The following is a 22905-nucleotide window of genomic DNA, read 5'->3' on the forward strand; positions in this document are numbered from 1 at the left end:
CGATGGCGATCCGCACCCTCTCCTCGCTCGGCGATCTCGCCGGGAAGACCATCCTGATCCGCTGCGACTTCAACGTGCCGCTGGAGGATGGGACCATCACCGACGAGGGCCGGATCGTCGCATCGCTGCCGACCCTTCGCGCCCTGCTCGAGCAGGGCGCGAAGGTCGTGGCGATGTCGCATCTGGGCCGCCCCAAGGGCGAACCGGATCCGCAGTACTCGCTCGCGCCGGTCGCCGAGCGCCTGCGCGAGCTGCTGGCCGCCGACGTCGCGTTCGCGACCGACACCGTCGGCGAGGATGCTCGCCGGGTGCGGGACGCGCTCGAGGGCGGGCAGCTCGCGCTGCTCGAGAACCTGCGCTTCAATCCGGGCGAGACGAGCAAGGACAGCGCGGAGCGCGAGGCCTTCGCCGCGCAGCTCGCGGAGGGCGCGGACGCCTTCGTCTCGGACGGCTTCGGCGTCGTGCATCGCGAGCAGGCCAGCGTCTTCGAGATCGCCGCGGCGCTCCCGAGCGCGGCCGGCCTGCTCGTCGAGCGCGAGCTGGAGGTGCTCTCGCGGCTCACCGAGTCCCCGGAGCGCCCCTACGCGGTGGTGCTGGGCGGCTCCAAGGTGAGCGACAAGCTGGGCGTGATCGAGCACCTTTTGCCACGCGTGGACCGGCTGCTCATCGGCGGCGGCATGCTCTTCACGTTCCTGAAGGCGCAGGGCCACGGCGTCGGCTCGAGCCTGCTCGAGGAGGACCAGCTCGATCGCGTGCGAGGCTACCTGCAGCAGGCAGACGAGCTCGGCGTCGAGCTGCTGCTGCCGACCGATGTGGTCGTCGCGGCGGCGTTCGCGGCTGACGCCGAGCACGAGACGGTCGCGGCAGACGCGATCGAGCGCTCGAGCTTCGGCACGGCGGGCATCGGGCTCGACATCGGACCCGACTCCGCAGCGGCATTCGCCGACGCGATCCGCAGCGCCACCACCGTCTTCTGGAACGGGCCCATGGGCGTGTTCGAGATGGAGGCGTTCGCGGCGGGCACGCGCACCGTCGCCGAGGCCCTGACGCAGACCGACGGCCTCGCCGTGGTCGGCGGCGGCGACTCCGCGGCTGCCGTGCGCAAGCTGGGCTTCGACGATGCGGCATTCGGCCACATCTCCACCGGTGGCGGTGCGAGTCTCGAGTTCCTCGAGGGCTCGCGCCTGCCCGGACTGGAAGCACTCGGATGGGAAGGGAAATGATGGGCGACCGCATTCCGCTGATCGCGGGCAACTGGAAGCTGCACCAGGATCACCTGCAGGCGATCGCGCTGGTGCAGAAGCTGGCGTGGACGCTGCAGGACGGTCGGCACGATCACGCCGCCGTCGAGGTCGCGGTGTTCCCGCCGTTCACCGACCTGCGCAGTGTGCAGACGCTGATCGCTGCGGAGAAGTTCGAGCTGCGCTTCGGGGCGCAGGATGTCTCGCAGCACGAGTCCGGTGCGCACACGGGCGAGGTCGCTGCCTCGATGCTCGCGAAGCTCGAATGCTCCTACGCGATCGTCGGCCACTCCGAGCGACGACAGGATCACGGCGAGACCGACGCGCTCGTGGGCAGGAAGGCTGCCGCCGCCCTCGGTGCCGGCGTCACGCCCATCATCTGCGTCGGCGAGACCGAGGCCGACCTCGAGCAGCACGGCGCGGCGGCCGTGCCCGTGCAGCAGCTGCGGGACGTGCTCGCCGAGCTGCCCGCGAGCGGAGACATCGTGGTCGCGTACGAGCCGGTCTGGGCCATCGGTTCCGGCAAGGCGGCGACCGCCGATCAGGCGCAGCAGGTCTGCCAGGCGCTCCGCCAGGCGATCGCCGAGATGCGCGGCGACGAGGCCGCCGCCGCGACGCGCATCCTGTACGGCGGCAGTGTGAAGTCGGGCAACATCGCCGGGTTCATGCGCGAGCCGGATGTGGATGGCGCGCTCGTCGGCGGGGCGAGCCTGGATGCGGCGGAGTTCGCCGCCATCGCCCGATTCCAGCAGCACGTCGGCACCTGAGCGGCGCGCGCGCCGCCCGAGCCCGTACGCTCGGCATCCCTGCGGTAGGATCGACGTTGGACTTGCCGTGGGCGGCGCCTGTCGCGCGCCCGCGGATGCGGCCTCGGCCGAGAGATTGAGAAGAGGGCTAGTGGAGATTCTCCAGATCATCATGCAGGTGATCCTCGGTGTCACTTCGGTGCTGCTGACGCTGTTCATCCTGCTGCACAAGGGCCGAGGCGGTGGCCTCTCCGACATGTTCGGCGGTGGCGTCGGCTCGTCCATGGGCTCGTCGGGCGTCGCCGAGCGGAACCTGAACACGATCACCGTCGTGGTGAGCCTCGCCTGGCTCGCCTCCATCATCGTGCTCGGCCTCATCACCAAGTTTGCAGGTATCTGATGGCTTCTGGAGGCAGTGCGATCCGCGGCTCGCGCGTCGGCGCGGGCCCCATGGGGGAGCAGGACAGGGGATTCCACGCCGAGCGCGTCGCGATCTCCTACTGGGACGCCATGGGCAACGAGACCGTCCGCTACTTCGCGGCCGATCTCCCCGAGGACGAGATCCCCGAGGTCATCGATTCGCCGTCCACCGGCCTGCCGGCCGGTCGCGACAAGGAGCACCCGCCCCAGGTCGCGAAGAACGAGCCCTACAAGACGCACCTCGCGTACGTGAAGGAGCGCCGCACGCCGGAAGAGGCCGTCGAGCTGCTCGATGAGGCGCTGCAGAAGCTGCGCTCGGCGGAGGGCCGCGGCTGAGCCGCGACCCCGTCGACATCCGCCCTCAGCGGCCGCCCTCCTCCAGGAGCGCGGCCGCTTCGGCGTCCAGCAGCATGAGCGTCTCGTGCCGGCCGTGCGCGGTGCCTGCCGGCGCGTCGGCAGCGGACGCGCCACTGCGTGCGAGCGCGACGGCGGGTGCCTTGTCGGCGCCCGCGATCACGAGCCAGACGCGGTCGGATGCATTGATCGCGTCCACCGTGAAGCTCAGCCGCTCCGGCGGCGGCTTGGGGGAATCGGTCACGCCGATGACGGCGACGCCGGCCTCGTGCACGCCGGCATGGCCGGGGAAGAGCGAGGCGATGTGCGCGTCGGGGCCCATGCCCAGCAGCGTCAGGTCGATCGGGCCGAGCTCGCGCAGCAGCGCCGTGCCCGCTGCTGCGGCATCCGCGAGCGGCGTGCCGTCGTCGGCGGGGAGCTCTCGGATGTTCTCCGCCGGGATCGGCACCCGGTCGAGCAGCGCCTCGCGCGCCTGCACGGCATTGCGGTCGGGGGAGTCGGACGCCACGTAGCGCTCATCGCTCCAGGTGATGCGCACGCGCTGCCACTCGATCTCGCGGTCGGCGAGCTCGGCGAGCAGGGCGATCCCCACCGAGCCTCCCGTGACCGCGACGGTCGCGCGCCCCTGGGAGGCGATCAGCTCGCCGAGCAGGGTCGCGAGCCGGTCGGCAGTGCGCTCGACGAGCGTCGCTCGGTCGTCGTGGACGATGACGGTCATCGGACCTCCTCGGCCAGGGCCTGCAGCACCTGGCCATACATGTCGTCGGCGTCGAGCTTGCGCAGCTCCTCCGCCAGCTGGTCCTCGAGCCCACGGGTCGAGAGCGCGAGGTGGTGCTCCGGCTGGCCGGGCTGGACGAGGATCCCCACCGAGTCGCGCAGCCGGGTGAGCGACGAAGCGCCGCTGGCCCGCTCGAGCACGACCGAGTGCAGGCCGCTCGACCCCGTCGGGGTGCTGTCGCCTGCTTCGACCTTCTCGATCGGCACCCGCAGCCGCAGCCGCAGCCAGGCGGCCATCAGATGCACGCTCGGGTTCTCCAGGTCGCCGGAGACGCGACCCGCCTCGACGCGCTCGTAGGGCGGCTGGTCGAGCAGCGCTGCCATGTGTGCACGCCAGCTGGTCAACCGGGTCCAGGCGAGATCCGTGTCGCCCGGCATGTAGCAGCCCGCGAGCGACACGATCGCGCCATGCGGGTCCTGGTGCTTGCCCGAGTCGGTGATGCGTCGCTGCGAGATCTGGCCCAGCTGCGACGACGAGGGCGTCTCCGGCATGAAGCTCGGCCACCAGGCGACCACCGGCGCATCCGGCAGCAGCAGGCCCTGCACGATGCCGAGCAGGTGCGAGCCGAGCTCGCCGTAGCACTGCAGCAGCACGACCTCGCTGGCGCCAGCGTCCGCGCCGACCCGGATCTCCGCGTCGAGGTGCGGCGCCTCGCGCGCGCTCACGTGATCCGGGTTGCGGGAGACGACGATGACGCGCATCGGGTGCTCGCGGGAGGCCTGGTTCGCGGCCCGGATCGCTTCCTCCTCCGCCCCGATCTGGGTGTGGATGACGAGCGTCAGCACGCGGCTGAGCGCCAGCACGCCGCCCTCCTCGCGGATCTCCAGCATGCGTCGCTGCACCTCGGCGGTGTTGGTGCGAGAGAGTCGGATGATCACGGGCGCCTCCATTGCCTGTCGTCGCGCGTGAGCAGGTCGTGCGCGCCGCGCGGGCCCCACGATCCCGGCTCGTACTGCTCCACCGGTCCGCCGACGGACTCCCAGTGCTCCTCGATCGGGTCGAGGATCTTCCAGGAGAGCTCGACCTCCTCGTGGCGGGGGAACAGCGGCGGGTCGCCCAGCAGCACATCGAGGATCAGCCGCTCGTAGGCCTCGGGGCGCTCCTCGGTGAAGGCGTGGCCGTAGCCGAAGTCCATCGTCACGTCCCGCACGTGCATGCCGGGTCCCGGCACCTTCGAGCCGATCCGCATGGAGACGCCCTCGTCGGGCTGCACGCGGATCACGAGCGCGTTCTCGCCCATCGTGCGATCCGAGTCCGGGAAGAGGTACTGCGAGGCGCGCTTGAACACGATCGCGATCTCGGTGACCCTGCGTCCCAGTCGCTTGCCGGCCCGGAGGTAGAAGGGCACGCCCGCCCAGCGGCGCGTGTCGACCTGCAGCTTGATCGCCGCGTACGTCTCGGTGGCGGAGTCGGGGCGCATCCCCTCCTCCTCCAGGAAGCCCTTCACGAGCGCCCCGCCATGCCATCCGGCGGCGTACTGGCCGCGTGCGGCAGAGGCGTCGAGGGGGAGCGGCACGCGCGCCGCGCGCAGCACCTTCTCCTTCTCCACCCGCAGGTCGGCGGCGTCGAACGAGACCGGCTCCTCCATCGCGGTGAGCGCGAACAGCTGCAGCAGGTGGTTCTGGATCACATCGCGTGCGGCGCCGATGCCGTCGTAGTAGCCGGCGCGGCCACCCACGCCGATGTCCTCCGCCATGGTGATCTGCACGTGGTCGATGTGGTTGGCGTTCCAGATCGGCTCCCACAGGCTGTTGGCGAAGCGCAGCGCCAGGATGTTCTGCACCGTCTCCTTGCCGAGATAGTGGTCGATGCGGAAGACGCTGTCGGCCGGGAACACCGACTCGACCACGGCGTTCAGCTCGCGCGCCGACTGCAGGTCGTGGCCGAACGGCTTCTCGATGACGACCCGGCGCCAGGCATCGCCCTCGCCCTCGGCGAGGCCGGAGCGCTTGAGCTGCTGCGTCACGAGCGGGAACGCGTTGGGCGGGATCGACAGGTAGAACGCGTGGTTGCCCATCGTGCCGCGCGCCTCGTCGAGCTCCGAGAGCACCTCAGCGAGCCGGTCGAATGCGTCGTCGTCGTCGAAGTCGCCCTGCACGAAGCGAATGCCGTCGCTCAGCTGGCGCCAGACGGACTCTCGGAACGAGGTGCGTGCGTGCTGCTGGACGGCCTCCCGCACCACCTCGGAGAATTGCTCGTGCGTCCAGTCGCGACGGCCGAAGCCGACCAGGCCGAAGCCCGGAGGCAGCAGTCCGCGATTGGCGAGGTCATACACCGCGGGAAGCAGCTTCTTGCGCGCCAGGTCGCCGGTGACGCCGAAGAACGTCATGGCGTTCGGGCCCGGGATGCGGGTCAGCCGCTGATCCGCCGCGTCGCGCAGCGGGTTCTGCCCGGCCGCGATCGGGACCGTCGGGGCGGCAGCCTCGCTGGCTCCTGCCCCGACCGTCACAGCCGTCATCGAGCCGCTGCGCCGAGCAGCCGGTCCAGGCCCTCGTCCAAGTCGTCGAGCGTGAGCGTCAGCACGGGCCGGCCGTGCTCGGCGAGCACGCTCGCGTCACCGGCGGCCTGCGCCCGGATGAGCTGCCCGAAGGTGAACGGGCGGCCGGGGATCTCGAGGTCCTCGTGCGGTGCCCCGAGCAGCTGCAGGAACACGCCGTTGGGCGTGCCTCCCTTGTGGTACTGGCCGGTGGAGTGCAGGAAGCGCGGCCCCCAGCCGAAGGTGACCGGGCGCTGCGTGCGAGCCGCGAACGCCTGGCGGAGGCGCTCGAAGCGCGGCTGGCCGATGCGGTCGAGGTAGGCGTGGATCGCCAGGTAGCCGCCCTCGCCGAGCTGCGCGAGCAGCGCGTCCAGGGATGCTTCGACGGTGTCGAGCGCGACGCCGCCGGTGCCGCGCACCTCGATGCCGCCGTCCACCGCGACGGGCGCCGCCGGGGGCTGCAGGTCGTCGAGCAGGCCGCGGGCGGCGTTCTTGGCCGACTCCACGTCGGGCTGGTCGAAGGGGTTGATGCCGAGGATGCGGCCCGCGACCGCCACGGCGAACTCCCACACCAGCAGCTGTGCGCCGAGCGTGCCGGCCACTTCGACCTCGCCCTCGGCGACCTCTCTGGCCTCCCGAGCGGAGCCCACGAGTCGGACCACCTGCAGGTCGGGCAGCTGCGCGTCGAGCTCGGCAGCATTCCGCTCGAGCACCACGGGCAGCAGGCCGAGGCCCTCCTTGCCCGTCGACTCCGCGATCAGCTGCTCCGCCCATTCGCCCAGACCGATGATGTGCGTGCCGTCGGCGACGATGCCGATCTTGTCGCGCAGCGGCTTGGTCGCCGCGATCACGGCGGCGAGCTGCAGCCCGGGGTTGGACTCCGAGTCCTCGCTGATCTCCGGCAGGGCGGCGATCGCCTCGTCCAGCAGCTCGCGCACATCCACGCCGGCAAGCCCCGAGGGGACGATCCCGAAGGCGGTGAGCGCCGAGTAGCGACCGCCGACGTTCGGGTCGGCGTTGAAGACGCGGTAGCCGGCGCGGCGAGCCTCGGCGTCGAGCGGTGAGCCCGGGTCGGTGACGACGACGATGCGCTCGGCGGGATCGATGCCCGCCTCGCGGTACGCCGCCTCGAACGCGCGGCGCTGGCTGTCGGTCTCGAGCGTCGAGCCGGACTTCGACGACACCACGAGCGCGGTGCGCGCGAGACCGTCGCGGAGCGCGCGGCGCACCTGCTCCGGCTCCGTGGAGTCGAGCACGGTGAGATCGGCGCCCTCGGTGCGGGTGATGACCTCTGGCGCGAGCGACGAGCCGCCCATGCCGGCCAGCGCGATCCGGTCGACGCCGTGCGCACGCAGCTGCTTGCGCAGCGCCTCGATGTCGTCGACGAGTCCCCGGGTGCCTGCCGCTGCCTCGACCCAGCCGAGCCGGATCGATGCCTCTGCCTCGGCGGCCTCGCCCCAGAGGGTCGCGTCGCCGGAGACGAGCCTGCCAGCCACGCCATCGGCGACCAGCTGCGGCACGACCCGCTCGATGGCCTCGGCCGCTGCGCCGGAGGCGGAGATGATGAACGTCATGCGCGTGCTCCTGCCATGTGCTCCTGCACGGTCTGCACGAGCTCCGCCCAGGAGGCGTCGAACTTCTCCAGGCCCTCGGCCTCCAACTGCTCGACGACCTCCGCGTAGGAGATGCCCAGCGCGTCGAGCGCGTCGAGCACGCCCTCGGCTGCCTCGAAGTTGCCCGCGATCGCGTCGCCCTGCACCTGTCCGTGGTCAGCGAGCGCCTCGAGCGTCTTCTCGGGCATGGTGTTGACCGTCTCGGGTGCCACGAGCTGCGTCACGTAGAGCGTGTCGGGCAGCGCCGGGTCCTTGACGCCGGTGGATGCCCACAGCGGGCGCTGCGTGTTCGCGCCCGCGGCGAGCAGCGTCTCGGCGCGCTCGCTGGCGAACGACTCCTGCCAGACGCGGTAGGCGAGGTGCGCGTTGGCGATGCCCGCCTTGCCCTTGAGCGCCGCCGCCTCCTCGGTGCCGATCGCGTCGAGGCGCTTGTCGAACTCGCTGTCGACGCGCGACACGAAGAAGGACGCGACCGAGTGGATCTTCGACAGGTCCTTGCCCGCCTGCTGCGCGCGCTCCAGGCCCGTGAGGTAGGCGTTGATGACGTCGCGGTAGCGGTCCAGTGCGAAGATCAGCGTCACGTTGACGCTGATGCCCGCCGCGATCGTGTCGGCGATGGCCGCCAGGCCCTGCTCGGTGGCGGGGATCTTGATCAGCACGTTCTCGCGCCCGACCCGCTCGTGGAGCGACGCCGCCTGCGCGACCGTGCCCTGCGTGTCACGGGCGAGGCCCGGCTCGACCTCGATCGAGACCCGGCCGTCCTTGCCGCCCGACTCGCGGTAGACCTCGGCGAAGACGTCGCACGAATCCGCGACGTCCGTGGTGGTCAACGAGGTGATGACCTCGTCGACGCTCGCGCCGCTGGCGGTGAGCTCGTGCACGGCGGCCTCGTAGGACTCGCCCTCGGCGATCGCCTTCGCGAAGATCGTGGGGTTGGTGGTGACGCCGACCACGTTGCGCTCGGCGATGAGCTCTGCGAGGTTGCCGGTGGTGATGCGCTGGCGCGAGAGGTCATCGAGCCAGATGCTGACGCCGGCGTCGCTGAGTGCCTGAGTGTTCTCGTTCATGTCCTTGCCTCCTGGCTCGCTCAGCGAGCCGCTTCGATGGATGCGCGAGCGGCGTCGACCACGGCCTCTGCCGTGAACCCGAACTCGCGGAACAGGGTCTGGTAGTCGGCGCTGGCGCCGAAGTGGTCGATCGCGACGGTGCGGCCGGCGTCGCCGACGATGCCCTGCCACGTGAGCGGGGATCCGGCCTCGACGGAGACGCGCGCCTTGACCGCCTTCGGCAGCACCGACTCGCGGTACTCCGCCGACTGGTCGGCGAACCACTCGAGCGAGGGCGCGGCCACGACGCGCGCGGCGATGCCGTCGGCCTGCAGCCGCTCGCGGGCGTCGAGCGCGATCTGCACCTCGGAGCCGGTCGCGATCAGGATCACGTCCGGCGTGCCGTCCGTGGCCTCCGCGAGCACGTAGGCGCCCTTCGACACGTTCGACGCGGCGGCCAGCGTGTCACCGGAAGCCTCGCCGTCCCCGCGCTCGAACACCGGGATGTTCTGGCGGGTGAGCGCGATGCCCACCGGGCGATCGTGCCGCTCGAGGATGGCCTTCCACGCCCAGGCGGTCTCGTTCGCGTCGGATGGACGGACGACGTCGAATCCGGGGATGGCGCGGAGCGCCGCGAGCTGCTCGATGGGCTGGTGGGTCGGGCCGTCCTCGCCGAGCGCGATCGAGTCGTGCGTCCAGACGTGGATCGGGTGCGCGCCCATCAGCGCGGCCAGCCGCAGCGCGGGGCGCTGGTAGTCGCTGAAGATCAGGAATGTGCCGCCGTAGGCGCGCGTCGGGCCGTGCAGCGCGATGCCGTTCAGGATCGCCGCCATGGCGTGCTCGCGGATGCCGAAGTGCAGCGTGCGCCCGCGCGCCGAGGCCTCGGACCACATCCGGGTGCCGTGCTCCGCCGGCGCGAACGAGCCCTTGCCCTCGAGCGTGGTGTTGTTCGACTCCGCGAGGTCGGCGGAGCCGCCCCAGAGCTCGGGGAGGACATCGGCGAGCGCGTTGAGCACCTTGCCGGAGGCGGCGCGCGTGGAGACCTCGGTGCCGGCCTCGAACACCGGCAGCGCCTCCTCGACGCCGTCGGGCAGCTCGCCGGCGAGCAGGCGGTCGAGCAGCGCGCTGCGCTCGGGGTTCGCGGCCTTCCACGCGTCGAAGCGCTCCTGCCATGCCGCGCGAGCCTCCTCGGCGCGTGCCTTGGCGTTGCCGCGGGTGTACTCGATGACGGCGTCGTCCACCTGGAACGACTGCTCCGGGTCGAAGCCCAGCAGCTCCTTCACCGCCGCGACCTCTTCGCTGCCGAGCTTGGCGCCGTGCGCCTTGCCGGTGCCCTGCAGCTTCGGCGCGGGCCAGCCGATGATCGTGCGCAGGATGACGAGGCTCGGCTTCGCCGTCTCGGCCTTCGCCTGTTCGATCGCGGCGTGCAGCGCCTCGACATCCTCCACGTAGTCGTCGGCCGTCGGCCGGTCGCCGGTGCGCCAGGAGACCTCGAGCACCTGCCAGCCGTAGGCCTCGTAGCGGGCCTTGACGTCCTCGGTGAAGGCGATGTCGACATCGTCCTCGATCGAGATCTCGTTCGCGTCGTAGATCGCGATCAGGCGGCCGAGCTGCTGGTGGCCGGCGAGCGAGCCGGCCTCGCTCGTGACGCCCTCCTGCAGGTCGCCGTCGCTCGCGATGACGTAGGTGTAGTGGTCGAAGGCGCTCTCGCCGACGGCGGTCTCGGGGTCGAAGAGCTCGCGCTCGAAGCGCTGCGCGTAGGCGAAGCCGACCGCCGAGGCGAGGCCCTGGCCGAGCGGCCCCGTCGTCATCTCGACGCCCTTGGTGTGGCCGTACTCCGGGTGACCGGGCGTGAGCGAGCCCCAGGTGCGGAGCGACTCGATGTCGTGCTTCTCCAGCCCCGAGCCCGTCAGGTACAGCTGGATGTACTGCGTCAGCGACGAGTGGCCGGCAGAGAGGATGAAGCGGTCACGACCCAGCCAGGTGTCGTCGGCCGGGTCGCGATCCATGACCTTCTGGTACAGCAGGTGCGCGAGCGGCGCGAGACTCATCGCCGTGCCTGGGTGGCCGTTGCCCTTCTTCTCGACGGCATCGGCGGCCAGCACCCGTGCGGTGTCGACTGCCTGCTGGTCGTTGGTGGTCCATTCGAATGGCAAGGGGACTCCTTCATCGGGCTGCCCGCGCAGAGCTTCCGAGCGCCGCGGCGGGGCGGACGTTGCGACACCTCCAGCATAGTGAGCAAGCATGTGCGCCCAGTGGGCGTACCCCGCCGCGGCCGTGCGCGTCAGATAGGATGAGGGTTGGCCATACGGCACTCGCCCTCGTCTGAACGGATCCCGCTGCATATGTCGAACTCGGCTTCGCCCGGCGTCGTCGCACCCGAGGTCGAGGGACGGCAGCTGAGCGCTCGGGTCTCGGTGAAGGCGAAGGCGTACGTCGCGATGACCAAGCCGCGCGTCATCGAGCTGCTGCTGGTCACCGCGCTGCCCACCATGTTCCTGGCCGCGGGCGGCGTGCCGCCGCTCGGCGCCCTGACCGCCACGCTCATCGGCGGCTTCCTGAGCGCGGGCAGCGCCAACGCGTTCAACATGATCCTCGATCGCGACATCGACCGGGTCATGCACCGCACGCAGCAGCGGCCGCTCGTGACGGGCACGCTCTCGGTCCTCGAGGCGCACGTGTTCGCGTGGACGCTGGCCGTGGTCTCGACTGTCGTGCTCGCCGTGTTCGCGACGCCGCTGGCGGCGGCGCTGTCGGTCGCGGCGATCGCCTTCTACGTGCTCATCTACACGATGCTGCTGAAGCGCCGCACGGAGCAGAACATCGTCTGGGGCGGCATCGCCGGATGCTTCCCGGTCGTGATCGGCTGGGCAGGGGTCACCGGCACGCTCGACTGGCCCGCCTGGATCCTCTTCACGCTCGTGTTCCTCTGGACGCCGGCGCACTACTGGCCGCTGTCGATGAAGTACCGCGACGACTACGAGGCGGCGCACGTGCCGATGCTCGGCGTCGTGCGGGGCACGCAGATGGTCGGCATCCAGGTCATCCTCTACGCGTGGGCGTCGATCGCCTGCACGCTGCTGCTGATCCCGGTCGCCGGGATGGGCCTGCTCTACAGCGCGGTCGCGGTGATCGCGGGCGCGTGGTTCATCGGCGAGTCGCACGCGCTCTACAGCCGTGCGATCCGCGGTGCGAGCGAGCTGCGCGCGATGCGCGTCTTCCACGCCTCGAACACCTACCTGACGCTGATCTTCCTCGCGGTCGGCGTCGACCCCTTGCTGCCCTTCTAGCCGCCCGGCGCCCCCGCCGGTGCCGCCCGCCGGCTCCGCCCGCGTATCCGCCGACCCGCCCCGCGCCATCACCGACCCGCCCCGCGCATCCCGGCGCCTCCGCCGAGCGTCCCGAAACGGCGCGCTCACCGGCCGAAACGCACGATCCGGGGAAGCTCGCACCCGCAGTCGTCGGCGAGCGTCCCGAGAATGTGCGCCCGCCCGGCGGAAGGCGCGATTCGGGGAACCTCGCGGATGCCGGCCCGGCCCGCGCACCCGCCGATCCGCCGACCAACCCCGCGCATCCGCCAAGCCACCCCGCATCCGCCGAGCGGCCCGAAACGGCGCGCTCACCGGCCGAAACGCACGATCCAGGGAAGCTCGCGCCCGCGGTCGTCGGCGAGCGTCCCGAGAAGGTGCGTCCGCCCGGCGGAAGGCGCGATTCGGGGAAGCTCGCGGATGCCGGCTCGGCGCGCCGGGCGGTGGGCGGATGCCGGCTCGGTGGCGTCAGACGCGGTCGAGCATCTGGAGCAGGCGGCCCTCGCGGAGCGCCCACGGGCTGACGTCGAGCTCCTTCAGGCCGAAGGCGCGCATCGCCTCCGAGAGCACGATGCCGCCCGCGATCACCTGGAACGTGCGATCCGGCGTGATGCCGGGCAGCGCCGAACGCGAGTCCGCGTCCATCTTCGCGAGCCGCGGCAGCCAGTCGTTCAGCTGCTTGCGCGTCAGCACCGCCCGATCGGCGTCGCCGACGCCCGGCATCAGGTTGCCCGCCAGTCGCGCGAGCGAGCGGATGGTCTTCGACGAGCCGACCACATGGTCGGGCTTGCCGAACGGCTTCACCTGCGCGACGGCGTCATCGAGCACGGCCTTGGCGTAGAGCCGCAGCGCGCGCTGGTCGGCGAGCGGCGGGGGATCGGCGTGGAAGAAGCCCACCGTCGAGCGACCGGCGCCCAGCGGCAGCGAGAGCGCGACATCGGGCTCCTCGTCCTCGCCGATCGCCACCTCGAGCGATCCGCCGCCGATGTCGAGCAGCAGGATGCGCCCCGCCGACCACCCGAACCACCGGCGCACGGCCAGGAACGTCAGCCGCGCCTCGTCCGGGCCGGAGAGGATGTCGAGCGTCACCTTCGCCTCGCGCTCAATGCGGGCGACGACCTGCTCGCCGTTGGTCGCCTCGCGCAGCGCGCTCGTCGCCATCACCACGAAATCATCGAGCTGCTCATCCCTGGCGATCTCGGCGCACTCGCCGATCGCGGTCAGGAGTGCCTCGACGCCCTCGTCGCTGATCGCCCCGTCGTCGTCGAGGTAGCGCATCAGGCGCAGGGTCAGCTTGTGCGATCGCTGCGGGATCGGTCGGCCGCCCAGCCGCACGTCGACGGTGAGCAGATGCACGGTGTTCGAGCCGATGTCGAGCACGCCCAGCCGCGAGCCGTGCCGCGCGGCGCCGATGGCCCCGTCCTCGGGCCGCCGGGTCTCGATGGCGACGTCGTCCGTGCGACCGGTGCCGAGTTCACTGCGCTGCATGCGCCTGATCCTGCCATCCGGCCGGGTCGACCGCGATCGGATGCTCGCGTCGGGTCGCCCGTCACACCGGCGTGGTCACCGATGCGTCGGCCGCCCGATCCGCGGGGTGCTCGACGGCACCGTCGACCGGTCCATGCCGCAGCGAGAGCACCACCGCGACCACGACCGCGGTCGAGATCACGGAGACGACCATGTGGATGCCGACCAGCAGCACCGGCAGCCCGGTGTTCGACTGAATGATGCCGATCACGATCTGCAGCAGGATCAGGCCCAGCAGCCCCAGCGTCCAGCGCAGGTGCCGACGCGGTCCCCGCACGGCCGCGGCCACCACGACCGCCAGCACCAGCGCCAGCAGCAGGTAGCCGGGCCAGGCGTGGACGTGCTGCATGATCGCGGGGTCGAGACCGTTGCGCGCGGCGCCGCCGTCGCCCGCGTGCGGGCCCGAGCCGGTGGTGAGCACGCCCACGACGACCACCACCGCCAGCGCGGCGGTCATCGCGAGCGCGAGCAGCCACTGCCAGCGCGGCGCCCTCTGCGGACCGAAGGCGCCCACGATCACCCGCCAGGCGAGCAGCGCGGCCAGCGCGACCAGGACGACGGAGAGCAGGAAGTGGATGCCGACGGTGTCGGGGCGCAGCGACATCCACACCACCACCGCGCCGATGAGCGCCTGCGCGAGCGTGAGACCGAGGACGAGCGAGGCGAGCGTGATCGCGACACGCCCCGCGTGCTGGCGGATCACCAGCACGAGCATCACGATCGCGACCAGCAGCACGATGCCGCCCATCACGCGGTTCGCGAACTCGATGATGCCGTGGATGCCCTGCTCCGGCACCGGCACGAACGACTCCGGCGTGCAGTTGGGCCACTGCGTGCACCCGAGGCCCGAGCCGGTGAGCCGAACCGCCCCGCCGGTGCCGACGATGGCGATCTGCGAGACGAGCGTCGTCCAGGCCATGACGACCAGGCTGCGCGAGCGGGTCAGCAAGATGCACCTCTCCTGCCGTCGCGATAGGATGAGGGGGAGCCCATCGGCTCCGAACCCCCGTGCCGCAGCTGCGGCGAGGCATGTGCGAAGGCCCTTTCATTATGGCCCGTTCTCCGGGGTGCACGGGCCGCGCGGAATGCCGAGGAGCACCGCCGGGTTACAGGATGTGAAGCGTAGATAGGGGGAGCGGATGTCCGATGTTCTGATCGACCGGCCCGAGCTCGAGGGTCTGGGACAGTACGAGTTCGGGTGGCACGACTCCGATGAGGCGGGTGCCATCGCGAAGCGAGGGCTGAGCGAACAGGTGGTCCGTGAGATCTCTGCGCTCAAGAACGAGTCCGACTGGATGCTCGAGCGTCGGCTCAAGGGCCTGCAGCTGTTCGAGCGCAAGCCGATGCCGACGTGGGGTGCCGACATCTCCGGCATCGACTTCGACAACATCAAGTACTTCGTGCGCTCCACGGAGCGCCAGGCGCAGACCTGGGAGGACCTCCCCGAGGACATCCGCAGGACGTACGACCGCCTGGGCATCCCGGAGGCCGAGCGCAGCCGCCTCGTCTCCGGCGTCGCGGCGCAGTACGAGTCTGAGGTCGTCTACCACCAGATCCAGGAGGATCTGGAGGCGCAGGGCGTCATCTTCATGGACACCGACACGGCGCTCAGGGAGCACCCGGAGTTCTTCGAGGAGTACTTCGGCACGGTCATCCCCTCGGGCGACAACAAGTTCGCCGCGCTGAACACCGCCGTGTGGTCGGGCGGCTCGTTCGTGTACGTGCCCAAGGGCGTCCACGTCGAGATCCCGCTGCAGGCCTACTTCCGCATCAACACCGAGAACATGGGCCAGTTCGAGCGCACGCTGATCATCGCGGACGAAGGCTCCTACGTGCACTACATCGAGGGCTGCACCGCGCCGATCTACTCGTCGGACTCGCTGCACTCGGCCGTGGTCGAGATCATCGTGAAGAAGAACGCGCGCGTTCGCTACACGACGATCCAGAACTGGTCGAACAACGTCTACAACCTCGTCACCAAGCGCGCGATCGCCGAAGAGGGCGCGACGATGGAGTGGATCGACGGCAACATCGGTTCCAAGGTGACGATGAAGTACCCATCGATCTACCTGGTGGGGGAGCGCGCCAAGGGGGAGACCCTCTCGGTCGCCTTCGCGGGCCCCGGACAGCACCAGGACGCCGGCGCGAAGATGATCCACATGGCGCCGTACACGACGTCGTCGATCGTCTCGAAGTCGATCGCCCGCGGCGGCGGCCGTGCCGGCTATCGCGGTGAGGTGCGCGTCGACGCCAATGCTCACCACTCCGCCAACAGCGTCGTCTGCGACGCGCTGCTGGTCGACACCATGTCGCGCTCCGACACCTACCCGTCGATCGACATCCGCGTCGACGACGTGGTGCTCGGTCACGAGGCGACGGTGTCGAAGGTCAGCGAGGAGCAGCTGTTCTACCTCATGTCGCGCGGTCTCGAGGAGACCGAGGCGATGGCGATGATCGTGCGCGGCTTCATCGAGCCGATCGCGCGCGAGCTGCCGATGGAGTACGCACTCGAGCTCAACAAGCTCATCGAGATGAGCATGGAAGGATCCGTGGGTTGATGACCGCCACTGACACGACACCCCAGCATCTGGTGACCGAACCCGCAGAGCGCTTCGTGCCCGTGCAGACCCGCTCCGAGCGACCCACGTCGTTCGAGCCGGCGGACTTCGGCACGCCGACGGGCCGCGAGGTCAACTGGAAGCTCTCCGACGTGAAGCGCCTCGCGCCGCTGTTCGTGGACGCGCCGACCGAGGCGGGCGCCGAGGGCGCCATCGACTACCAGGTCGAGGCGCTCGAGTCGCGCGGCCTGCTCGTCGAGTCGACCGGTCACGACGCCGCGCCTCGCGGCGAGATCTTCCGACCGGAGGACGTCGTCAGCGCCATCGCCTGGAAGCAGTGTGAGAACGCGATGCACATCCGCCTGCCCGCCGGCACGCAGCAGGAGCCGGTCATCGCGCGCCTCGTGGGCACCGGTGCCGACCGACGCGCGAACGCGCACATCGTCGTCGAGGCGATGCCGGGTTCGGAGGGCACGGTCGTGCTCCACCACTCCGGCTCCGCGCAGTACGCGCAGAACGTCGAGGTGATCGTCCGCGATGGCGCACGCCTGACGCTCATCACGGTGCAGGACTGGGACGACGACGCCGTGCACGCGGCCGCCCACCAGGCGGTCGTCGCCGACGGCGCCTACCTCAAGCACATGGTGATCTCGTTCGGCGGCGGCGTCGCACGGGTGAACCCCTCGGTGCGCCTCGCGGGGCACCGCGCCGAGGGCGAGATGTTCGGACTGTCGTTCTCGGACGCGGGCCAGCACATCGAGAGCCAGGTCTTCCTCTTCCACGAGGGCACCGAGACCCGCGGCGACGTGCTCTACAAGGGTGCGCTGCAGGGCACCGGAGCGCGCTCCGTCTGGATCGGCGACGTGCTGATCGGCGACCACGCGACCGGCACCGACAGCTACGAGAAGAACCAGAACCTCGTGCTCACCGATGGCGCGCGCGCCGACAGCATCCCCAACCTCGAGATCAAGACCGGCGACATCGCCGGCGCCGGCCACGCCTCGGCGACCGGTCGCTTCGACGACGAGCAGCTCTTCTACCTGCAGTCGCGCGGGATCGATGAGGAGGAGGCACGGCGCCTCGTCGTGATCGGCTTCCTGATGGAGATCGTGCAGAAGATCGGCGTGGCAGAGATCGAGGAGCGCCTCGGCGAGGCGATCCAGGACGAGTTGCGCCAGGGTGCGGGCCTCGCCCCCGCGTCGAAGGTGGGCGCATGACGGCACAGCGCGTCTGCGGCGTGAGCGAGGTCGCCGTCAGCGCGGCCATGAAGGTCGAGCTCGACGGCATCGCGATCGCGATCGTGAAGGACTCCGCCGGCGACATCCACGCCATCGGCGACACCTGCACCCACGGCGAGATCTCCCTCTCCGAGGGCTTCGTCGAGGGTGACGCGATCGAGTGCTGGGCCCACGGCTCGCAGTTCGCGCTCCGCACGGGCAAGCCGATGAACCTGCCGGCCTATGAGCCGGTGCCCGTGTTCCCCGTGACCATCGACGGCGACGACGTGCTCGTCGACGTCCAGAATCCACTGACCCAGAGCTAGAGCAGACAGCGTCTGCCACGCGGCTGCGGCCGCGAAGGAAAGGAAGCGCGATGAGCGTCCTCGACATCAAGGACCTGCACGTCTCGATCGAGACCGAGCAGGGGAAGAAGGACATCCTCAAGGGTGTCGACCTGACCATCAACTCCGACGAGATCCACGCCGTCATGGGCCCCAACGGCTCCGGCAAGTCGACCCTCGCCTACACGATCGCGGGCCACCCCCGCTACATCGTGGACAGCGGCTCGATCACGCTCGACGGTGAGGACGTCCTCGCCATGAGCGTCGACGAGCGCGCGCGGGCCGGTCTGTTCCTGGCGATGCAGTACCCGGTGGAGATCCCCGGCGTCACCGTCTCGAACTTCCTCCGCACGGCGAAGACCGCGATCTCGGGCGAGGCCCCGCGCGTGCGCCAGTGGATCGGCGACGTCCGCTCCGCGATGGAGAAGCTGCGCATGGACTCCTCGTTCGGCGAGCGCAACGTCAACGAGGGCTTCTCGGGCGGCGAGAAGAAGCGCCACGAGATCCTGCAGCTCGAGCTGCTGCGCCCGAACTTCGCGGTGCTCGACGAGACCGACTCCGGCCTCGACGTCGACGCGCTGCGCATCGTCTCCGAGGGCGTGAACCGCGTCAAGGCCGAGAGCGGCCTCGGCGTGCTGCTGATCACGCACTACACCCGCATCCTGCGCTACATCGAGCCCGACCACGTGCACGTGTTCGTGGACGGTCGCGTGGCCGAGCAGGGCGGCGCCGAGCTGGCGCACCGGCTCGAGGAGGAGGGCTACGACCGCTACCTGAAGGCCGGTGTCTGATGGCCCTGACCGAGATCGAAGCCTCGAAGTTCGATGAGCTGACCGAGGCGCTCAAGGATGTCGTCGACCCCGAGTTGGACGTCAACATCGTCGACCTCGGGCTCATCTACGACCTCGCCTGGGACGATGACCAGGATGCGCTCGTGGTCTCGATGACGCTCACCTCGGCCGGCTGCCCGCTGACCGACGTGATCGAGTCGGAGATCGCCGAGAAGCTCGACGGGCACGTCGAGCAGTTCCGCATCAACTGGGTCTGGATGCCGCCGTGGGGTCCCGAGCGGATCACCGAGGACGGCCGCGAGATGATGCGGGCGTTGGGCTTCACCATCTAGCGATAGCCCCAGCCCGGCAGCACTCTCATCAGCAGGGCAACGGACGGTCCAGCGGACCGTCCGGCCCAACGCCGTCGCGAGCGCGAGCGAGCGAGCTCGGATTCACGACAGCCGCCGCCCCGAACAGGAAGCCGTCCCATGGATCTCCTCGACTGGATCGTCGCGCTCTACACCGCGACGATCCCGGTCGGCGGCGATCAGGAGCTGCTGCTGCGCGAGGTCGTCGGCAACGCCTTCGGCCTCGCGAGCGCGCTCGGCGGCATGCTGCGGCGCGTCTGGGCCTGGCCCGTCGGCATCGTCGGCAATCTGCTGCTGCTGACGGTCTTCCTCGGCACGCTGCTCGACCCGGCGCACGAGCTGCCCGCGCTGCTCGGGCAGGCGGGGCGTCAGGTGATGTTCATCGCCGTGGCGATCTACGGCTGGATCCGCTGGCGCCAGGCGCGCGGTGCCGGCGGGCAGATCGTGCCGCGCTGGGCCTCCTGGCGGCAGCGCGGCGCGCTCGTCGCCACGCTCATCGTCGGCACCGTCGCGATCACCCCGCTGTTCCGGATGCTCGGCTCCTACGAGCCGGTGTGGGCGGATGCGTGGACGTTCGTCGGATCGCTGCTCGCCACCTACGGCATGGCCAGGGGCTGGACGGAGTTCTGGCTCATCTGGATCGCCGTCGACCTGGTCGGTGTGCCGCTGCTGCTGAGCGCCGGCTACTGGGCGACCGCGGTGATGTACGCCTTCTACGGCGTCTTCACGCTCGTCGGCTTCATCGTCTGGTCGCGTGCGAGGAAGAAGCCGGCGGTGCAGACGCTCATGCCCGACCCGCGCGTCGGGTCGGGCGACGAGCGCCGCTAGCGCTCTCGATCCTGGCGCGGCTTCCGCGCCGGCCGATCGTTCCGCTCGCGTCGGTCGTCGCGACCGCCCCGCTCGCTCCTGCCGGTGTCCACGCGGATGTCGATCGGCACGCCCACGATGCGGGTCTTCGACAGCCGCTCGAGCTGCGAGCGGTCGAGCTCCGGAAGCTCGACGAGCGTGAAGTCCCATCGGATCTGGATGCGACCGAAGTCATCGCGGCCCAGACCGCCCTCGTTGGCGAGCGCCCCGACGATCTGGCGCGGCTCGACGCCCTTGCGGCTGCCGACCGCGAGCCGGTAGGTGGTGGCGTCGGACGGCCCGCGGCGCGGACGCCGCTCGCCCGCATCGGCGCGACCCGACGGCTCGGCCCGCTGCGGCCGCTCGGTGCGGGATGCCTGCAGTGCGCGGTCGGCCCGCTCGTCGAGCAGCAGGGGAGTGTCGCCCTGAGCGACCACGGCCAGCGCGGCGGCCACGTCCTCCTGCGGCACATCGTGGTGCTCGACGTAATGCGCGACGATCTCGCGGAAGCGCTCGATGCGGTCGGTCTGCGTGAGCGCGGCGGTGATCGCGTCGTCGAAGCGCGTCAGGCGCGTCGAGTTCACCTCGTCGGCGCTCGGCATCGGCATGATCTCGACGGTCGCGCGCGTCGCCTTCTCGATCGCGCTGAGCATCCGCCGCTCGCGCGCGGTGACGAAGCTGATCGCGTCGCCGGTGCGGCCCGCGCGGCCGGTGCGGCCGATGCGGTGCGTGTACGACTCGATGTCGATCGGGAGGTCGTAGTTGATGACGTGGCTGATGCGCTCGACGTCGAGGCCGCGGGCTGCGACATCCGTCGCCACGAGCACGTCGAGATCGCCGGAGCGCAGCTGGTCGATCGTCTTCTCGCGCTGCGGCTGCGCCACATCGCCGGAGATCGCCGCGGCGGCGTAGCCGCGCGCCCGCAGCCGCTCCGCCACGGTCTCGGTCTCGTTGCGCGTGCGGGTGAAGACGATGGCGCCCTCGAAGGGCTCCACCTCGAGCACGCGCGTGAGCGCCTCGAGCTTCTGCTGGTACGAGACCATGAGGGCTCGCTGCGTGATGCTCGGCGAGCTGGTCGCACCGGCGCGCACGGTGACCTCGGCGGGCTCGCGCAGGTGCTGCTGCGAGATCGCGCGGATCTGTCGGGGCATGGTGGCAGAGAACAGGGCGACCTGCTTCTCGGCGGGCGTGGACTTCAGGATCTGGTCGACGTCCTCGGCGAAGCCCATCCGCAGCATCTCGTCGGCCTCGTCCAGCACCACGTGCGTGAGGCCGGAGAGATCGAGCGTGCCCTTGGCGAGGTGGTCCATGATGCGGCCGGGCGTGCCGACGACGACGTGCACGCCGCGGCGGAGCGCCGAGAGCTGCACGCCGTACCCCTGGCCGCCGTAGATCGGCAGTACGTGCACGCCGCCGAGGTGCGCCGCGTAGCGCTCGAACGCCTCACAGACCTGCACGGCCAGCTCGCGCGTCGGCGTGAGCACGAGCGCCTGCGGGCTGCGCTGCGCGACATCGATCGCCGAGAGCACGGGCAGGGCGAAGGCGGCGGTCTTGCCGGTGCCGGTCTGCGCCAGCCCGATCAGGTCACGCCCAGAGAGCAGCAGCGGGATCGTCTCGGCCTGGATCGCCGAGGGCGTCTCGTAGCCGACGTCATCGAGCGCCCGCATGATGCCGGGGGGCAGGCCGAGGCTCGCGAAGGTGATGCGCTCGCCATCGGTCTCGGGGGCGGGGGTGCGCTCGGTGTCGGTCATACCCCCAACGCTAGTCGGCCGCGCGGTCGAGCGCGCGCACGCCCGCCCAGGCAGCGGGCAGCGCGGCTGCCGCGATCGCCCACTTCACGAGTCCGCCGACGATGAACGGCACGAAGCCGAGGGCCATCGCGCCGGCGAAGTCGACGGGCGTGCCCAGCGCCGCCAGCACGAGGGCCATGTAGGGGATGCCGAAGGCGAAGGGGATGAGGCTCGCCAGGCCGAACAGCGCGATCGCGAGCAGCGGACGGCGGTCCCAGCGGCGCTCGGCCAGCCAGCCGACGACCGCCGCGGTGGCGACGAAGCCGATGATGAAGCCGAAGCTGGGCTTGCCGATCGCGGCGATGCTGCCGGTGAAGCCGGCGAAGATCGGTGCGCCGGCGAGACCGAGCAGCAGGTAGCCGCCCAGCGCCGCAACGCCGCGCCGGAAGCCGAGGCTCGCGGCGACGAGCATGACGCCGAGCGTCTGCCCCGTGATGGGCACGGGCCACATCGGGATCTCGACCTGCGCGAGCGCCGCGACGACCGTGATGCCGGCGACGACGAGCAGCAGATCCTTGACGAGGGTTCGCTGGCCGACGAGCGCGTCGGCGAGCACGGTGCGGCGGGAGAGAGGCACAGCGGCAGCAGTCATGCGGACAGCCTACGACTGCGACGCGTGCCAGCGGTGCATCTGGTCCAGGTGCATCTGGTCCTCCCAGGGCGAGATCCCTAGCCTTGCGGCATGACTGCACTCGCCACCAGGGCCACCGAGCTCCTCCGCATGCACGACGATCTCGTGGTCCTCCCCACCGTGTGGGACCCGTGGTCGGCTCGGGCCGTGGTCGCGGCGGGCTTCCGCGCGCTCTCGGTCGGGAGCCATCCGCTCGCCACGGCGCGTGGCGAGGAGGACGGCGAGCGCATGCGCCTCGAGGATGTGCTGGCGGAGATCGCGCGCATCACGGCCGCAGTCGACGTGCCGGTCAGCGCCGACCTCGAATCCGGCTACGACACGCCTGCCGCAGAGCTCATCGAACGCCTGCTGGCCGCCGGCGCGGTCGGGCTCAACATCGAGGACACCGTGCACAGCGAGCAGCGGATGCGCGAGCCGCAGGAGCACGCCGACTACATCGCCGGGCTGCGCGAGGCGGCCGACGCGGCCGGCGTCGATGTGGTGATCAACGCGCGCACGGACGCCTTCCTGTCTCCGCGGCTCCACGACGCGGAACGGCTCGAGCAGGCGATCCTGCGCATGGAGCTCGCGGAGCGGGCGGGCGCACGCTCGCTCTACCCCGTGCGGCCGCCGAGCGCCGAGGCACTCGGGGCGATCCTGGAGCGCGTGACCCTGCCCGTGAACGTCACCGCGCATCCGGTGCAGGGGAGCGTGGTGGGGGATCTCGCGGCCATCCGAGCCAGCGGCGCGCGCCGCGTCACGTTCGGTCCGCGACTGCAGCAGGCGCTGACCGACACCGTCGGCGACCTCGTGCGGCCGTGGCGGTGACACGCCCGAACGGCCGCTGATAGGCTGGACGGCTGGCTCGCTCATCCGCGGGCCGCCCACCC

At 70.8% G+C, this 22905-nt stretch carries 22 protein-coding genes; 12 read left to right on the forward strand and 10 right to left on the reverse strand.

The window, feature by feature from the left end; translation table 11 throughout:
- The first annotated feature begins 2 nt into the window (after positions 1–2).
- The 4 genes from ABG090_RS06490 to ABG090_RS06505 all read left to right on the forward strand — a co-directional run bounded on the left by ABG090_RS06490 (position 3) and on the right by ABG090_RS06505 (position 2743).
- Entirely contained in the window at positions 3–1223 is a 1221-nt protein-coding gene (locus ABG090_RS06490; protein WP_347753583.1) for a phosphoglycerate kinase, read from the forward strand.
- Entirely contained in the window at positions 1208–2008 is an 801-nt protein-coding gene (gene tpiA, locus ABG090_RS06495) for a triose-phosphate isomerase (RefSeq protein ID WP_347753584.1), read from the forward strand. Before ABG090_RS06490 ends, tpiA begins: the two co-directional genes overlap by 16 nt.
- 130 nt (positions 2009–2138) lie before the next feature.
- Positions 2139–2387 (forward strand): preprotein translocase subunit SecG, encoded by a 249-nt coding sequence (secG, locus tag ABG090_RS06500; RefSeq protein WP_347753586.1) that lies wholly within the window; start codon positions 2139–2141, stop codon positions 2385–2387.
- Complete coding sequence (locus ABG090_RS06505) at positions 2387–2743, forward strand: RNA polymerase-binding protein RbpA (protein WP_347753587.1); 357 nt, start codon at positions 2387–2389, stop codon at positions 2741–2743. The genes secG and ABG090_RS06505 overlap by 1 nt, the downstream gene beginning before the upstream one ends.
- Before the next feature lie 25 nt (positions 2744–2768).
- Here ABG090_RS06505 and pgl read toward each other — a convergent pair whose 3' ends face one another.
- From pgl to tkt, 6 genes are read right to left on the reverse strand one after another with little or no spacing between them, the layout of a single operon-like run.
- Positions 2769–3479 carry a 6-phosphogluconolactonase gene (gene pgl / locus ABG090_RS06510; protein ID WP_347753588.1) on the reverse strand — a complete coding sequence of 237 codons (711 nt, stop codon included), beginning with the start codon at positions 3477–3479 and terminating at the stop codon, positions 2769–2771.
- A complete protein-coding gene (locus ABG090_RS06515; protein ID WP_347753589.1) occupies positions 3476–4417 on the reverse strand; it encodes a glucose-6-phosphate dehydrogenase assembly protein OpcA in 942 nt (313 codons plus the stop codon). The genes pgl and ABG090_RS06515 overlap by 4 nt, the downstream gene beginning before the upstream one ends.
- On the reverse strand, positions 4414–5997 hold the full coding sequence (gene zwf, locus ABG090_RS06520) for a glucose-6-phosphate dehydrogenase (RefSeq protein WP_347753590.1): 1584 nt from the start codon (positions 5995–5997) through the stop codon (positions 4414–4416). Before zwf ends, ABG090_RS06515 begins: the two co-directional genes overlap by 4 nt.
- Positions 5994–7589: a glucose-6-phosphate isomerase gene (locus ABG090_RS06525; RefSeq protein ID WP_347753591.1), complete on the reverse strand. Its 1596-nt coding sequence runs from the start codon at positions 7587–7589 to the stop codon at positions 5994–5996. The genes zwf and ABG090_RS06525 overlap by 4 nt, the downstream gene beginning before the upstream one ends.
- Positions 7586–8695 (reverse strand): transaldolase, encoded by a 1110-nt coding sequence (tal, locus tag ABG090_RS06530; protein ID WP_347753592.1) that lies wholly within the window; start codon positions 8693–8695, stop codon positions 7586–7588. Before tal ends, ABG090_RS06525 begins: the two co-directional genes overlap by 4 nt.
- 20 nt (positions 8696–8715) lie before the next feature.
- Positions 8716–10830, reverse strand: a complete 2115-nt coding sequence (tkt, locus tag ABG090_RS06535; RefSeq protein ID WP_347753594.1) for a transketolase — start codon at positions 10828–10830, stop codon at positions 8716–8718.
- 285 nt (positions 10831–11115) lie between these two features.
- On the opposite strand from tkt, the gene ABG090_RS06540 reads away from it, so the two are divergent.
- Entirely contained in the window at positions 11116–11964 is an 849-nt protein-coding gene (locus ABG090_RS06540) for a heme o synthase (protein ID WP_347757533.1), read from the forward strand.
- Positions 11965–12450: 486 nt separating this feature from the next.
- Here the strand turns inward: ABG090_RS06540 and ABG090_RS06545 are convergent, their stop codons facing one another.
- Both ABG090_RS06545 and ABG090_RS06550 read right to left on the reverse strand, forming a co-directional pair.
- Positions 12451–13470, reverse strand: coding sequence for a Ppx/GppA phosphatase family protein (locus ABG090_RS06545; protein WP_347753595.1), 1020 nt, complete (start codon positions 13468–13470; stop codon positions 12451–12453).
- Between the two features lie 61 nt (positions 13471–13531).
- Entirely contained in the window at positions 13532–14428 is an 897-nt protein-coding gene (locus ABG090_RS06550) for a COX15/CtaA family protein (protein ID WP_347753596.1), read from the reverse strand.
- Positions 14429–14648: 220 nt separating this feature from the next.
- Here ABG090_RS06550 and sufB point away from each other — a divergent pair, with 220 nt between their 5' ends.
- From sufB to pnuC, 6 genes are all read left to right on the forward strand, one after another.
- Complete coding sequence (gene sufB / locus ABG090_RS06555) at positions 14649–16067, forward strand: Fe-S cluster assembly protein SufB (protein ID WP_347753597.1); 1419 nt, start codon at positions 14649–14651, stop codon at positions 16065–16067.
- A complete protein-coding gene (gene sufD, locus ABG090_RS06560) occupies positions 16067–17284 on the forward strand; it encodes a Fe-S cluster assembly protein SufD (RefSeq protein ID WP_347753598.1) in 1218 nt (405 codons plus the stop codon). Before sufB ends, sufD begins: the two co-directional genes overlap by 1 nt.
- Complete coding sequence (locus ABG090_RS06565) at positions 17281–17610, forward strand: non-heme iron oxygenase ferredoxin subunit (RefSeq protein ID WP_347753599.1); 330 nt, start codon at positions 17281–17283, stop codon at positions 17608–17610. The genes sufD and ABG090_RS06565 overlap by 4 nt, the downstream gene beginning before the upstream one ends.
- Before the next feature lie 50 nt (positions 17611–17660).
- Positions 17661–18419 (forward strand): Fe-S cluster assembly ATPase SufC, encoded by a 759-nt coding sequence (gene sufC / locus ABG090_RS06570; protein WP_347753600.1) that lies wholly within the window; start codon positions 17661–17663, stop codon positions 18417–18419.
- Positions 18419–18751 carry a metal-sulfur cluster assembly factor gene (locus tag ABG090_RS06575; protein WP_347753601.1) on the forward strand — a complete coding sequence of 111 codons (333 nt, stop codon included), beginning with the start codon at positions 18419–18421 and terminating at the stop codon, positions 18749–18751. The genes sufC and ABG090_RS06575 overlap by 1 nt, the downstream gene beginning before the upstream one ends.
- A gap of 138 nt (positions 18752–18889) precedes the next feature.
- Positions 18890–19597, forward strand: a complete 708-nt coding sequence (pnuC, locus tag ABG090_RS06580; RefSeq protein WP_347753603.1) for a nicotinamide riboside transporter PnuC — start codon at positions 18890–18892, stop codon at positions 19595–19597.
- Here the strand turns inward: pnuC and ABG090_RS06585 are convergent.
- Both ABG090_RS06585 and ABG090_RS06590 read right to left on the reverse strand, forming a co-directional pair.
- Complete coding sequence (locus tag ABG090_RS06585; protein WP_347753604.1) at positions 19594–21366, reverse strand: DEAD/DEAH box helicase; 1773 nt, start codon at positions 21364–21366, stop codon at positions 19594–19596. The two genes, pnuC and ABG090_RS06585, sit on opposite strands and share 4 nt — an antisense overlap.
- A 10-nt stretch (positions 21367–21376) precedes the next feature.
- Entirely contained in the window at positions 21377–21997 is a 621-nt protein-coding gene (locus ABG090_RS06590) for a biotin transporter BioY (RefSeq protein WP_347753605.1), read from the reverse strand.
- Positions 21998–22087: 90 nt separating this feature from the next.
- On the opposite strand from ABG090_RS06590, the gene ABG090_RS06595 reads away from it, so the two are divergent.
- Positions 22088–22843, forward strand: a complete 756-nt coding sequence (locus ABG090_RS06595) for an isocitrate lyase/phosphoenolpyruvate mutase family protein (RefSeq protein ID WP_347753607.1) — start codon at positions 22088–22090, stop codon at positions 22841–22843.
- Positions 22844–22905: the final 62 nt, after the last annotated feature.

The sequence above is a fragment of the Agrococcus sp. ProA11 genome (genome assembly GCF_039880525.1).
GTDB classification, from domain to species: Bacteria; Actinomycetota; Actinomycetes; order Actinomycetales; family Microbacteriaceae; genus Agrococcus; species Agrococcus chionoecetis.